Source organism: Sulfurivirga sp. (assembly GCF_015490265.1).
Taxonomy (GTDB): Bacteria; Pseudomonadota; Gammaproteobacteria; order Thiomicrospirales; family Thiomicrospiraceae; genus Sulfurivirga.
On record NZ_WFYD01000121.1, the window covers coordinates 1 to 13,597 of the forward strand.

General features: G+C 65.8%; 14 protein-coding genes and 1 other RNA gene. 13 read left to right on the plus strand and 2 right to left on the minus strand.

The genetic code is table 11. From position 1 onward, the window contains the following. Window positions 1-146: 146 nt before the first annotated feature. The 13 genes from thrS (at window position 147) to F8K16_RS07880 (ending at window position 11,553) form a co-directional block, all read left to right on the plus strand. Window positions 147-2,066: a threonine--tRNA ligase gene (gene thrS / locus F8K16_RS07820; protein WP_294949047.1), complete on the plus strand. Its 1,920-nt coding sequence runs from the start codon at window positions 147-149 to the stop codon at window positions 2,064-2,066. Between the two features lie 111 nt (window positions 2,067-2,177). Continuing rightward, the gene (infC, locus tag F8K16_RS07825) at window positions 2,178-2,669 is read left to right on the plus strand and encodes a translation initiation factor IF-3 (RefSeq protein ID WP_367122934.1); all 492 of its coding nucleotides are present in this window, start codon (window positions 2,178-2,180) and stop codon (window positions 2,667-2,669) included. A gap of 151 nt (window positions 2,670-2,820) precedes the next feature. Next, window positions 2,821-3,018 (plus strand): 50S ribosomal protein L35, encoded by a 198-nt coding sequence (rpmI, locus tag F8K16_RS07830; protein ID WP_294949050.1) that lies wholly within the window; start codon window positions 2,821-2,823, stop codon window positions 3,016-3,018. 12 nt (window positions 3,019-3,030) lie between these two features. Beyond that, window positions 3,031-3,390 carry a 50S ribosomal protein L20 gene (gene rplT / locus F8K16_RS07835; protein ID WP_294949053.1) on the plus strand — a complete coding sequence of 120 codons (360 nt, stop codon included), beginning with the start codon at window positions 3,031-3,033 and terminating at the stop codon, window positions 3,388-3,390. Between the two features lie 134 nt (window positions 3,391-3,524). Then, window positions 3,525-4,523 (plus strand): phenylalanine--tRNA ligase subunit alpha, encoded by a 999-nt coding sequence (gene pheS / locus F8K16_RS07840; RefSeq protein ID WP_294949056.1) that lies wholly within the window; start codon window positions 3,525-3,527, stop codon window positions 4,521-4,523. Window positions 4,524-4,539: 16 nt separating this feature from the next. Further along, window positions 4,540-6,918 (plus strand): phenylalanine--tRNA ligase subunit beta, encoded by a 2,379-nt coding sequence (gene pheT, locus F8K16_RS07845; protein ID WP_294949061.1) that lies wholly within the window; start codon window positions 4,540-4,542, stop codon window positions 6,916-6,918. Window positions 6,919-6,928: 10 nt separating this feature from the next. Continuing rightward, window positions 6,929-7,237, plus strand: a complete 309-nt coding sequence (locus tag F8K16_RS07850) for an integration host factor subunit alpha (RefSeq protein WP_294949064.1) — start codon at window positions 6,929-6,931, stop codon at window positions 7,235-7,237. Continuing rightward, window positions 7,218-7,595: a MerR family transcriptional regulator gene (locus F8K16_RS07855; RefSeq protein WP_367122931.1), complete on the plus strand. Its 378-nt coding sequence runs from the start codon at window positions 7,218-7,220 to the stop codon at window positions 7,593-7,595. The genes F8K16_RS07850 and F8K16_RS07855 overlap by 20 nt, the downstream gene beginning before the upstream one ends. 40 nt (window positions 7,596-7,635) lie before the next feature. Then, an RNA gene (ffs, locus tag F8K16_RS07860) (signal recognition particle sRNA small type) lies at window positions 7,636-7,734 on the plus strand. Between the two features lie 61 nt (window positions 7,735-7,795). Continuing rightward, entirely contained in the window at window positions 7,796-10,156 is a 2,361-nt protein-coding gene (gene dnaX / locus F8K16_RS07865; protein ID WP_294949066.1) for a DNA polymerase III subunit gamma/tau, read from the plus strand. A gap of 4 nt (window positions 10,157-10,160) precedes the next feature. After that, window positions 10,161-10,493 carry a YbaB/EbfC family nucleoid-associated protein gene (locus tag F8K16_RS07870; protein ID WP_294949069.1) on the plus strand — a complete coding sequence of 111 codons (333 nt, stop codon included), beginning with the start codon at window positions 10,161-10,163 and terminating at the stop codon, window positions 10,491-10,493. Beyond that, on the plus strand, window positions 10,490-11,089 hold the full coding sequence (recR, locus tag F8K16_RS07875) for a recombination mediator RecR (protein ID WP_367122936.1): 600 nt from the start codon (window positions 10,490-10,492) through the stop codon (window positions 11,087-11,089). Before F8K16_RS07870 ends, recR begins: the two co-directional genes overlap by 4 nt. Beyond that, a complete protein-coding gene (locus tag F8K16_RS07880; protein WP_294949075.1) occupies window positions 11,086-11,553 on the plus strand; it encodes a YcgN family cysteine cluster protein in 468 nt (155 codons plus the stop codon). The genes recR and F8K16_RS07880 overlap by 4 nt, the downstream gene beginning before the upstream one ends. 11 nt (window positions 11,554-11,564) lie before the next feature. On the opposite strand, the gene F8K16_RS07885 is transcribed toward F8K16_RS07880, so the two are convergent. Together F8K16_RS07885 and F8K16_RS07890 are read right to left on the minus strand one after the other, a co-directional pair. Continuing rightward, window positions 11,565-12,764, minus strand: coding sequence for a hypothetical protein (locus tag F8K16_RS07885; protein WP_294949078.1), 1,200 nt, complete (start codon window positions 12,762-12,764; stop codon window positions 11,565-11,567). Between the two features lie 12 nt (window positions 12,765-12,776). After that, on the minus strand, window positions 12,777-13,597 hold an 821-nt coding region (locus F8K16_RS07890; RefSeq protein WP_294949080.1), incomplete at its 5' end, for a hypothetical protein.

The window sequence follows — 13,597 nt, forward strand, 5'->3', positions numbered from 1 at the left end:
GGAGAAGTTCCGCGAGCAGGGCGGCGAGCTCTATCTGAAAAAGTAGGCCGTCCGTGCCGTGATGCCCGTCACACGCCCGGCCACGCCGGGCGTGCGTGTTTTGACATAAAATACCGCGATTCATCTGTGTTTCGGAGAGGGTTCCCATGCCTGTGATCACCCTGCCTGACGGCAGCAAACGCGAATACGACCATCCCGTTTCCGCGCTGGATGTGGCCCGTGACATCGGCCCCGGCCTGGCCAAGGCGACCGTGTGTGCCCGGGTCAACGGCCAGCTGCGCGACGCCACCGACCTGATCGACGAGGACGCTGAACTGGAAATCGTCACCCTCAAGGACGAGGATGGCGTGCATGTGATGCGCCACTCCTGCGCCCATCTGCTGGGACACGCCATCAAGCAGCTCTATCCCGAGGTGAAGATGGCCATCGGCCCGGTGATCGAAAATGGTTTCTACTATGACGTGGACGCGCCTTTCAGCCTGACGCCGGACGATCTGGAGAAGATCGAGAAGCGCATGAAGGAGCTGGCCAAGACCGACTACGCCGTGGTCAAGAAGATGACGCCGCGGCAGGAGGCCATCGACATCTTCACCGCCCGAGGCGAGGACTACAAACTGGAGCTGATCGAGGACATGCCGGAGGAGACCGAGTTCGGTCTCTACTACCATCAGGAATATGTGGACATGTGCCGCGGTCCGCACGTGCCGCGCATGGGCCTGTGCAGGCATTTCAAGCTCACTTCTCTTGCGGGCGCCTACTGGCGCGGTGACAGCAACAACAAGATGCTGCAGCGCATCTATGGCGTGGCCTTTCCCACCAGGGAGGCACTGAAGGCGCATCTCAAGATGCTTGAAGAGGCGGAAAAGCGCGACCACCGCAAGCTGGGCCGTCAGCTGGACCTGTTCCATGTGGAAGACATCGCGCCGGGTATGGCCTTCTGGCATCCAAAGGGCACGGTGCTGTTCAACACGGTGCAGGAGTACATGCGCGAGCAGTTGCGCACCAGCGGCTACGAGGAGATCCGCACGCCGCTGATCATGGACCGCAGTCTGTGGGAGAAGTCCGGCCACTGGGACAAGTTCAAGGACAACATGTTCACCACCGAGACGGAAAACCGCGACTATGCCGTCAAACCCATGAACTGCCCGGGCCACATTCAGGTGTACAAGCGCAAACTGCACTCCTACCGTGACCTGCCCATCCGTCTGGCGGAGTTCGGCCTGGTGCACCGCAACGAAGCCTCCGGCACGCTGCACGGGCTGATGCGGGTGCGCAGCTTCACCCAGGATGACGCCCACATCTTCTGCACCGAGGATCAGATCAAGGACGAAGTGCAGGGCTGTATCGACCTGGTCTATCGCACCTATGCCGACTTCGGCTTCGACAACATTGAGGTCAAGCTCTCCACCCGGCCGGAGCAGCGTGTGGGCTCCGATGAGATCTGGGACAGGGCGGAGGCCGCTCTGGAGCAGTGTTTGAAGGATGCCAATCTGGAGTATGAGCTCCAGCCGGGCGAGGGGGCCTTCTATGGCCCCAAGATCGAGTTCTCGCTGCGTGACTGCATCGGCCGGGTGTGGCAGTGCGGCACCATCCAGCTGGACTTCTCCATGCCGGTACGGCTGGAGGCCACCTATGTGGGCGCCGACAACGAGCGCCACTATCCGGTCATGATTCACCGGGCCATTCTCGGCTCGCTCGAGCGTTTCGTGGGCATTCTCATCGAGCATTACGAAGGGCGTTTCCCGGCCTGGCTGGCACCGGTGCAGGTGGTGGTGGCCGCCATCGGCGAAGGGCAGGCGGACTATGCGACACAGGTGGCGGATCGGCTCGTAAAACAAGGATTTAGAGCCGAGACGGACTTGCGCAACGAGAAGATTGGCTTTAAAATCCGCGAGCACACTTTGCAGCGCGTGCCCTACATCCTTGTCGTGGGCGACAAGGAGGTGGAAAGCGGCAGCGTCAACGTGCGCACCCGCGAAGGCGAAACTCTCGGCACCATGCCGCTGGAGGCCTTCATCGAGCGGCTGTCGCAGGACGTGGCCCGGCTGGGGCGCGCGGAAGCCTGAATCTGCCCGCCTGAAGGCGGGTTTTTGCATCACTGAACGGAGGAACAAGCCATCGCTGTCAGACGAGGACGTGGCAAGCAGCCACAAAGGGAAAATCTTCGCAAAGAGCGCATCAATGATGAAATCACCGCGCCGGAAGTCCGGCTGATTGATCAGGACGGTGAGCAGAAGGGAGTCGTCTCCCTCGAGCAGGCGCGCGAAATGGCACAGGAGGCCGGTCTCGATCTGGTGGAGATCGCGCCTCAGGCGGAACCGCCGGTGTGCCGCATCATGGATTACGGCAAGTTCCTCTACCAGAAGCAGAAGAAGCAGCAGGAAGCCCGGAAGAAGGCCAAGCAGGTTCAGGTCAAGGAAGTGAAGTTCCGCCCGGGAACCGAGGAAGGGGACTATCAGGTAAAACTTCGCAACCTGAAGCGTTTCCTGGAAAAGGGCGATCGGGTCAAGGTGACCATCTGGTTCAGAGGTCGCGAACTGGCCCACAAGGAACTGGGACTGCGCATGCTCGAACGCGTCCAGCAGGACGTGGAGGAGCTGGGCACCGTCGAGCAGATGCCGAAGATGGAAGGTCGGCAGATGCACATGATGGTCGTTCCCAAGAAGTAAGGAAAGGCGCCAAGGCGCACTTCCGGCAGCCGCAAGGCTGACTGGAGCAGCTCTCCTCGGTGCTGCACAGAAAAGAGAAAGGCCGCAGCGATGCGGCATGAGTCCAAACCCGTCGGCATGAGAATGCCGGCCCAATGCGGAGTATCGAAAGATGCCTAAGATCAAGACCAACCGGGGCGCGGCCAAGCGCTTCAAGAAGACTGCGAGCGGGCGCTTCAAGCGCAAGCAATCCCACCTGCGTCACATCCTGACCAAGAAGTCCCCCAAGCGTAAGCGTCAGCTGCGCAAGATGACGCTCGTGCACAAGCACGACGAGGGCCTGGTCAAGCAGATGCTGCCGTACGTATAAGGAGGGATTGTCATGGCACGAGTCAAAAGAGGCGTGATCGCACGTCGTCGTCACAAGAAGATTCTCAAGCAGGCCAAGGGCTACTACGGCGCACGCCGCAAGGTGTTCCGCGTCGCCCGTCAGGCGGTATTCAAGGCGGGCCAGTATGCCTACCGTGACCGCCGTCAGCGCAAGCGTCAGTTCCGTCGTCTGTGGATCGCGCGCATCAACGCCGCGGCCCGCAGCAATGGCATGACCTACAGCCGCTTCATCAACGGCCTGTCCAAGGCGGGTATCGCGCTGGATCGCAAGGTGCTGGCCGACATGGCGGTCAACGACAAGGCGGCGTTCGCTGCCATGGTGGAGAAGGCCAAGGCCGCCCTGGCAGCCTGAATCCTTTTCGCTGCGATGAAAAAACGGGCCCCGTGCCCGTTTTTTTATGCAGAAAACAAAATAAAATCATTAGCTTACGCGCATCTTGTGCGCTAAAATGATCCGCTTTCCATCCTCAGCAGAAGAGACAGTCCATGCAGGAGAGGCTTGAACAACTGGTGGAGGAGGCGCGTCAGGCGCTCTCGTCCGTCGAGCAGCTGGCTGATCTGGATCAGCTGCGGGTGCGCTTTCTGGGCAAGAAGGGCGCGCTGACCGAGATGATGAAGCAGCTGGGCGGCATGGCACCGGAAGAGCGCCCCAGGGCCGGCCAGCTGATCAATCAGGCCAAGCAGACGGTGCAGGCGCTGATCAACGACAAGAAGGCCGCGCTGGAAGAGGCTCGTCTGGCCGCCAAACTGCAGGCCGAAGCGGTGGATGTGACCCTGCCGGGTCGCAATGTGGACATCGGCGGGCCCCATCCGGTCAGCCGCACTCTCGCGCGCATCGAGCGCCTGTTCGCCCAGGCCGGTTTCACCGTGGCGCAGGGGCCGGAGATCGAGGATGACTGGCACAACTTCGAGGCGCTCAACATTCCGCCCACCCATCCGGCGCGCGCCATGCACGACACCTTCTACATCAACGACAGTGACGTGCTGCGCACCCACACCTCCGGCGTGCAGATCCGGGTCATGGAGGGGCAGCAGCCGCCCATCCGCATCATCGCGCCCGGGCGGGTCTATCGCTGCGATTCTGACCAGACCCACACGCCCATGTTCCATCAGGTGGAAGGGCTGGTGGTGGAGGAGAACGCCAGCTTCGCCCAGCTCAAGACACTGACCATCGACTTTCTGCGCCGCTTCTTCGAGGACGACAACCTCAAGGTGCGCTTCCGTCCGTCCTACTTCCCTTTCACGGAGCCGTCCGCCGAAGTGGACATCGCCACCGACCTGTTCGGCGACGGACGCTGGATGGAAGTGCTCGGCTGCGGCATGGTGCACCCCAACGTGTTGCGCAATGTGGGCATTGATCCGGAGCGCTACCGGGGCTTCGCCTTCGGTCTGGGCGTGGAGCGGCTGACCATGCTGCGCTACGGCGTGGACGACCTGCGCCTGTTCTTCGAAAACGACCTGCGTTTCCTGCAGCAGTTCAAGTAAACGGATCTCACAAGCGATGAAGACAAGCAGACACTGGCTCGAACAATGGACCCGCCCGGCCTGGACGGATGAGCAGATGAGTGAGGCGCTCAGTCTGGCCGGGCTGGAGGTGGACGGCGTGGAACCGGCGGCGCCGCCGTTCTCCGGCGTGGTGGTGGGACAGGTGCTCACCGTGGAGAAGCACCCTGATGCGGACAAGCTCAATGTCACCGCCGTGGATGTGGGTGGTGAGGAGCCGCTGCAGATCGTCTGTGGCGCCCGCAACGTGCGCCCCGGCATGAAGGCGCCCTGCGCCACCGTGGGGGCCGTGCTGCCCGGCGGCTTCAGGATCAAGAAGGCCAAACTGCGCGGCGTGCCCTCCTTCGGCATGCTCTGTTCCGCCAGCGAGCTGGGGCTGGCCGAATCGTCCGACGGCCTGATGGAGCTGCCGGCGGAGGCGCCGGTGGGAGAGGACGTGCGCGTCTATCTGGATCTGGACGACCCCGTGTTCGACATCGACCTGACCCCCAACCGCAGTGACTGCCTCAGCCATGAGGGCATGGCGCGGGAGGTGGCGGCGCTCACCGGCGGCGACTACGCCGAGCCCTACACGCTGGTGGAGCCGCAGGCGGCCTTCCGCACCGAACAGGCGGTGCGCGTGGCGGCGCCTGAAGCCTGTCCGCGCTATCTGGGTTGTGAGGTGCGCGGCTTCAACGCCGGGGTGGAAACGCCTCTGTGGATGCAGGAGCGCCTGCGCCGCTGTGGCGTGCGCCCCATCAGTCTGGTGGTGGACATCACCAACTATGTGCTGCTGGAGCTGGGCCAGCCCATGCACGCCTTCGATGCCGACCGCCTGCAGGGGGACATCGAAGTGCGCATGGCCCGTGAAGGGGAAAAGCTGACCACTCTGGACGGTGTGGCGCGTGAACTGACGCCCGATACGCTAGTCATTGCCGATGCGTCCGGCCCCATTGCGCTGGCGGGCATCATGGGGGGTGAGTCCACGGCCGTGAGTGACGCCACCACGCGCATTTTCTTCGAGGCGGCCCATTTCAAGCCGGAGGTGATCGCCGGCAAGGCGCGTCAGTACGGCCTGCACACCGACTCATCCCACCGCTTTGAGCGGGGCGTGGACCCGGAACTGCCGCGCAAGGCGCTGCTGCGGGCGGTGGACCTGCTGCTGACGCTGGCCGGTGGCGAGGCTGGCGACATCGTGGCGGTGGAGGCGCCGGAACATCTGCCGGCCCGCCCCGTGATCACGCTGCGTCAGGAGAAGATCGAGCAGGTGCTGGGCATGGTCTTCCCGGCCGAACAGGTGGAAGCCCTGCTCAAGCGGCTGCAGTTTGTCGTTCAGAAGCTGGAACCGGGTCTGTGGCAGGTGACGCCGCCCAGCTGGCGTTTCGACATCGGCATTGAGGAAGACCTGATCGAGGAACTGGCCCGCCTCTACGGCTACAACCGTCTGCCGGAGTCAGCGGTGCACGCCCCCATGCAGCTGGGCGAGCTGCCGGAGACGGAACTGGACCAGGCCAGACTGCACGAGGCGCTCATCCAGCGCGGCTATCACGAGGTCATCACCTACAGCTTCATTCCGGAGGAGGAAGCGCAACTGTTCGCGCTGGACCAGCAGACCGTGGCGCTGGCCAACCCGCTGTCCGAGGAGCTGGCGGTCATGCGTCCGTCGCTGATGCCCGGCCTGCTGCGCACCGTGGCCCACAACCAGAAGCGTCAGCAGCTGCGGGTGCGTGTTTTCGAGTCCGGCGCCGTGTTCGAGCGCGGCGAGGACGGCTATGTGCAGGCGCAGCGCATCGGCGGCGCCATCTTCGGCAGCCGCGCGCCGCTGCACTGGGACACGCCGGTGGAGACGGTGGATTTCTTCGACATCAAGGGGGATGTGGAAGCGCTGCTGGCCGCCGCCGAGGTGGCGGTCACCTTCGAACCCGCCGACCATCCGGCGCTGCATCCGGGGCAGTCCGCCTGGGTGAAGCACGACGGCGAGATCATCGGCTGGCTGGGGCAGCTGCACCCGCAGCTGTACAGGCGCTGGAAGCTGGCACAGCCGGTCTATCTGTTCGAGCTTGCCCTGCCGCCGCTGCTGAAGGCCCGTCTGCCGCAGATGCAGCCGGTGTCCCGCTTCCCCGAAGTGCAGCGGGATCTGGCCTTCGTCCTCGACCGCAAGGTGCCGGCGGCCGATCTGCAGCGGGTGATCGAGGGTGTGGACAGCCCCATCCTGCGCGAGGTGCGCCTGTTCGACCTGTATGCGGGCGAAGGCCTGCCGGAGGACAGAAAGAGCCTGGCGGTCAAGCTGCGCTTCGGCAGTCTGGACCACACCCTCTCCGACGAGGAGGTGGACGCCGCCGTCGAGGCCGTGGTGCAGGCGGTGGCCGACCGGCTGGGCGGACAGTTGCGTCAGTGAGGAGCAGCCCATGAGTGACAGGACAGTGACCAAGGCCGATCTGGCCGAGACCCTGAGCGAGACCTTCGGCTTCAACAAGCGCGAGTCCAAACTGCTGGTGGACGCCTTCTTCGAAGAGATCCGCGACACCCTTGCCAGCGGCGAGCAGGTCAAGCTCTCCGGTTTCGGCAATTTCGAGCTGCGCGACAAGAACCCCCGTCCGGGGCGCAACCCGCGCACCGGCGAGGAGGTGCCGATCGAAGCCCGCCGCGTGGTAACATTCAAGCCGGGACAGAAACTCAAGACCCGGGTGGACAACCATGGCCGTCATTCAGGTTGAGAACTGGACGCTGGAGCTGCCGGACAAGAAATACTTCACCATCGGCGAGGTGGCGCAGCTGTGCGGCCTCAAGGCTCATGTGCTGCGCTACTGGGAGAAGGAGTTTCCCATGCTGCGCCCGGCCAAGCGCAGCGGCCGCCGCTACTACCAGCACAAGGACATCCGCCTGGTGATGGAGATCAAGCACCTGCTGCACGAGCAGGGCTTCACCATCGACGGCGCCGTGCGGCGCCTTTCCCGCCGCCATCGGGATGTCTCCACCCTCAAGGTGGACGATGGCCCGCTGCGCCAGCTGCAGGACGCCCACCGCGCCCTGCGGGACTACATGGCGTGGCTGGAGACGCAAAACCCTGTATAATGGGCGTCGCCGTTTCCGACGGCGTTTCAATGCGGTGATCTGTTCGTCCCCTCGCGACACGCGCCCGGGAACCCCGCCAGGTCCGGAAGGAAGCAACGGTACCGGGTCTGCGTGGGCGCCGAGGTTCCGGCGGGCAGGTCGCCACCCATCCTCCCGCATCCTGATAGAATAGCCTCTCGTTTTCCCAGGCTCGAATATCCATGCAGACACTGGCGCTGGCGCGCAAATGGCGTCCCCGGAACTTCTCTCAACTGGTGGGGCAGACCCATGTGGTCGAGGCGCTCACCCATGCGCTGGCGCAGCAGCGGCTGCATCACGCCTACCTGTTCTCCGGCACCCGCGGCGTGGGCAAGACCACCCTCGGACGGGTGTTCGCCAAGGCGCTCAACTGCGAGCGCGGCATCACCCCCGAGCCCTGTGGCGAGTGCGATGCCTGCCGTGCCATTGACGAAGGCCGCTTCGTCGACCTGATCGAAATCGACGCCGCCTCGCGCACCAAGGTGGAGGACACCCGCGAACTGCTGGACAATGTCCAGTATCTGCCGGCGCAGGGCCGCTTCAAGATCTACCTGATCGACGAAGTGCACATGCTCTCCCAGAGCAGCTTCAATGCGCTGCTCAAGACGCTGGAAGAGCCGCCGGAACACGTCAAGTTCATCCTCGCCACCACCGAACCGCACAAGCTGCCCATCACCGTGCTCTCCCGCTGCCTCAAGTTCAACCTGCAGCGGCTGCAGCCGGCGCTGATCGCCGAACACCTGCGGCGGGTGGCCGAGGCGGAAGGCTTCGCCGTCACGGACGGCGCCCTCCACCTGCTGGCCCATCATGCCGACGGCTCCGTGCGCGATGCCCTCAGCCTGCTGGATCAGGCGGTGGTGCAGGGCAGTGGCCAGGTGGACGAGACCACCGTGCGCGAGATGCTCGGACTGGCCTCCGAAGCGGCGCTGGCGGCATTGCTGGAGGCGCTGGCCGAGCAGAACGCCGATGCCCTGGCCGGCGTGCTCGCCCAGCTGGCGCAGGAAGGCGCCGACTACCCCCTCCTGCTGGAAGCGCTGGCCGAGCAGTTCCACCGCATGGCCCTGCTGCAGCTGCTTGGCACCGCCGCGCCCGATCAGGACGTCACCCTGGCGGACACCTTCGCCCGTCGTTTCGACCCGGTGCGGGTGCAGCAGTGCTACCAGACCGCCCTGCTGGGTCAGAAGGAACTGCAGTGGGCGCCCAGCGCCCGGGTCGCCTTCGAGATGGCCGTCATGCGCATGCTCGCCTTCGAGCCGGTCCTCTCGGCGGAGAAACCGGCGCGACAGCCCGAAAAAGCGCCCGCAATGGCGCAGAATGCGCCTCAACCCGGCAAAAAACCGGCCGTCGCGGCGCCGGCCGAGACGGCATCCGGCAAAAATGGGGGAGACCCCGTCTCCGAACCGCCGCTGGACACCACCCCGCTGGTGGAGCCGCCCACTGGCGAGGCGGCGCTGGTGGGCGAGGCAAAGCAGAGCGTCTTCAGCCAGCTGCGCGCCCGGATACAGGGAGGCGCGGCGCCGGGAAAGCCCGCGCCGCCGACACAGGCGGCGAGTCAGACTGACCGGAGCGCCAGTCCCCAGCCGGTGGACGCCCCGGCATCCACGCCTCAGGCCGACCCGGCCATGATGGCGCCTCCCGTCTCCCGGGCGCCCGGCGCCTCCGACACCGCGCCTCAGCCATCATTCCCGCCGGCGGATGGGCCGTTATCCGGGGAGGAGAACCCTCACAACCCGCCACCGCTGGGCGAGCCGCCGCCATGGGACGTTCCGCCACAACCGGAGGCAGCGCAGACGGCCACGACCGTGCCGAATGCGGCCGGGAATGTCCTGAAACCATATCAGGAAGGGGAAATTCCGGCCGCGTCGGCGGCGGCTGAGGCGGCGTCCAGCAAAAATGGGGGAGACCCCGTCTCCGAGCCGGCCGAACTGCCCGTGGCAGCGGGTGCTGTGGGTGAGACTGCCGCAGTAGAGGCACAATCTGGTGTGGAAGTGCCGGAAGCCGCACAAACCCGGCGGAATGCCGGCCAGAGCGGGGAAATTCCGGCCGCGTCGGCGGCGGCTGAGGCGGCATCCGGCAAAAATGGGGGAGACCCCGTCCCCGAACCGGCCGAATCGTCCGGTGCGTCAGTGCAGGGCGGACAGCCGCAGGAGGCCGCCACGGCAAAGGAAGAAGCGGACTGGCTGTCGCCCGAAGCGTGGCTGGCGCAGATCGACGCGCTCGGTCTGGAGGGCCTGACCCGGGAGCTGGCGCTCAACAGCGTGGCGGCCCGTCATGGCGGGCGCTGGCAGGTGGCCGTGGCGCCGGGCAACGAGCACCTGTGGGCGCAGCGGGGGGAGGCGTTGGCGCAGGCGCTGGGGCGGGTGGAGCAGGTGGGCTGGCCGCAGGGCGCCTGCACGCCGGCGACATGGCTGCGGGAGGAGGCCGAGCGGCGCCGGGCCGAGCTCAAGGCGGCTTTCGTCAACGACCCTGTCGTGTGCAAATTGCAGCAGCGCTTCGACGCGCGCATTATCGAATCATCCATCCAACCGAGTGACAAGGAGTAGAGCGATGTTTGGAGGTGGCAAGGCGGGTCTGGCCGGCCTGATGAAGCAGGCGCAGGAGATCCAGAACAGGATGAAGGAAGCGCAGGAGGCCATCGCCTCCATGGAAGTGACCGGCGAGGCCGGCGGCGGACTGGTCAAGGTGACCATGACCGGCAAGCACGAGCTGGTGCGCGTGGACATTGATGACAGCATCATGGACGACCGGGAGATGGTGGAGGATCTGGTGGTGGCCGCGGTCAACAGCGCCGTGCGCAAGGTGGAGGAGGAGACCCAGCGGCGCATGAGCGAGGTCACCGGCGGTCTGAATCTGCCCGGCGGCATGCAGTTTCCGTTCTGATGCGCGCGCCCGCTCTCGACCGGCTCATCGAGGCCTTTCAGGTGCTGCCCGGCGTGGGGCGCAAGAGCGCCCAGCGCATGGCCTATCATCTGCTGGAACGGGCGCGGCCCGAGGGGCAGGCGCTGGCCGAGGCGCTCACGGCGGCGCTGGGCAGCGTGCGTCACTGCGCCCGTTGCCGCAACTTCTCCGAGGATGCGCTGTGCCCCGTCTGCGCCAGCGATCGGCGTGATCCGCGGCGCATTTGCGTGGTGGAGTCGCCCAGCGACATCGAGGTGATCGAACAGACCGGCGTGTTCGACGGGCGCTATTTCGTGCTCATGGGGCATCTGTCGCCCATCGACGGCATCGGCCCGGAACAGCTGGGGCTGGATCTGCTGGCCCGACAGCTGGCCGAAGGCGACGTGGAGGAGCTGATTCTCGCCCTCAACGCCACCGTGGAGGGGGAGGCCACCGCCTGGTATCTGCAGCAGCTGGCCGATGAGCACGGCGTGACGGTCACCCGGCTGGCGCAGGGCGTGCCCTTCGGCGCCGAGCTGGAGTATCTGGACGCCCAGACGCTGGCGCAGGCGTTTCAGCTGCGTCGCAGGGTGGAATGATGGATTTCGAGGCGCTGCGGGCCAGCCGCTACTGGGAGACCACGCCGCTTGCGGAGATGAACCGGGCGCAGTGGGAGGCCCTGTGCGATGGCTGCGCCCTGTGCTGTCTGGTCAAGCTGGAGTGCGAGGACACCGGCGAGGTGGACTACACCCGGGTCATCTGCCCTTGGTCCGACCCCGCGACGGGACGTTGCACCGACTACCCCAACCGCCACGTGAACGTGCCCGAGTGCGTGCCGCTGACGCTGGAGCGGGTGCGGGAATTCCACTGGCTGCCGCCCACCTGCGCCTACCGTCTGCTGCATGAGGGCAAGCCGCTGCCCGACTGGCATCCGCTCATCTCCGGCCGGCCTGAGAGCGTGCATGAGGCGGGCATCGGCGTGGGCAACTACGCTCCGGTGCCGCTGACGGCGGAGATTGATCTGGAAGACTTCATCATCGAGCTGAAGCGCCACGCCGACTGAGCGCCGGCGGGTCACTCCACGTTCAGCGGCGGCGCCCGGTAGCTGTAGGGCCGCTCCAGTGACAGGCGGGCGGTCTCTTTCTTCAGCGCGCGGATCTCGGCGCGCATTTTCTCCTGCTGGCTCTGCAGCGCCCGGATCTGGCGGGTCAGCTGCTCGATGGCGCGGCGCAGAGAGATGATCTCGCCACCGGCGCCCGATCTGGCCGTCGGTCTGGCGACCGTGGTCTGCTGGCGCAGTTTCCACAGGGCGGCGCGGATGATCTTGAGCTGTTTGCTCTGTTCCGCCACCAGACGGCGCACTTCATTCAGCTGGCGCGCCAGTTCAGGCGAAGCGCCACCATGGGGGGCCGGGACAGACGGCGTGGCATGCATCGCCTGCTGACGGGCCAGCAGCTGCTGCAGCTGTGTCTTGAGTTCATCGAGTTGCGCAGCCAGCGGAGTCAGATCCACGGGTGCAGCCGGTGCAGCAGCGGCATGGGCTGGCGCGTCATGAATCGGAGCCGGTGCGTGGGCGGGCGCAGGTTCGGCTTCTGCGGCAGTGTGCGTGTCCGCGGCGTGTGGCGTGGCGGGGCCGTGCGCCTCAACCTGTGCGTGGCCGTCATGACCCGCCTGTGGTTCGTGCAGCGGTTCGGTGGAGGACGCCTCTGCCCCCGGTGGCAGAATGCGCACCGGCGTCATGCTGGCCTGATGGGATGATGGCCCCATGTTCTTCAGATCCCGCTGCAGGGCTTCCACCACCGAGGCCAGTTCGTCGATCTTGAGCTGGATCTTCTGGTTCTGCAGGTTGAGCTGGGTCTGCAGCAGGTCGAGCATGTCCGCCTTGACCGACTCGCCCTGCTTCTTCAGCTGCCACAGAATCCATGCGCCGCCGCCCAGCGCCGAGACGGTCAGGAAGGCGGTCAGTCCCACCATGATGCCCACCCGGTTGCGGGCGGTCTTGATCTCCTTCAGAGCGCTGCGGCTGGCGTGGCGCCAGCTGCCCAGCGCCTCGGTCATTTCGATCAGGCTTTCCTTCTGCTGCTTGCCCAGCGCCAGGGTGCGGTCAGCGGCCAGCTGGGCCAGTTCCGCCGCCTCCTGTGCCTGTTCGGTGGCGCTCAGCAGCACTTCGCTTGGGCGGGCGCCGCCGGCCCCCGGCTTTTTCTGCGCTGGCGCATCCGCGGCGGGGCTGTCCACTTCCGCCAGCAGGTCAAGCATCTCGTCCGAGTTGGGCATGGGTCGCGATCCTTATTTGAAGCTTGCCAGTCGTGCCTTGAGTGCTTCGTTCTTCTGCCGCAGGGCGTCGTTGCGGGCCTTGAGTTCGGCCAGACGGTTGCGTAGCGTCTCATCGTCCCATTCCGGCAGATTGTCCAGATCCACCTCGATGCCGGCGGCCTGCACGGTCTCGAAGGCGCGGTCGGCGGCGGCGAAGGTCTGCTCCAGCGCCGCCTGGGTGGCTTCCGCCGCCTTCTGCACCTCCTCGGTGGCCACCACGGCGGCCGCGGCGGTATGGCGGCTGGAGGCGTCCACCTGGGCGGCGATGTCCTCCACCTCCTGCTTCAGCTGCAGGGCGGTTTCCATCTCTTCCAGCGCCTGGGCAGCCAGCTGGGCGCCTTCGCCGTCCGTCTGCGGTGCGGCGCTCTCGGTGGACGGCGCGTCCGTTTCGGCTTCATCCGCTTCAACGGTGCTTGCGTCGGTGGTTTCGGCCAGCTGTTCGGTAGCCTCTTCGGCGTTCTCTGCCATGTCCATCGCGGCTTCGGAGGCGGGTTCTTCGGCTGCCTCGACCGGGTCAGCCGGTTCTTCCGGCACGGCGTCGGTCAGACCTTCTTCCATGGCCGGCGGGATGGCGTCTTCCAGCATCTCCCCGGTGGGTTCGGGCGCAGCCGCCGGTTCGGGGGCCGGTTCTTCGGCGGATTCGGGTTCCGGTGCCGGTTCTGCTGCGGTCGGTGCCGTGTCCTCGGCGGGCTCGGTTTCTGCCGCTGCCTCTGCAGGTTCGGCCGGTGCCTGCAGCACATCAGCCGGGGAGATGTCCTGTTCATCGTCCAGTTCGTCGTCGGCCAGCTGCAGCA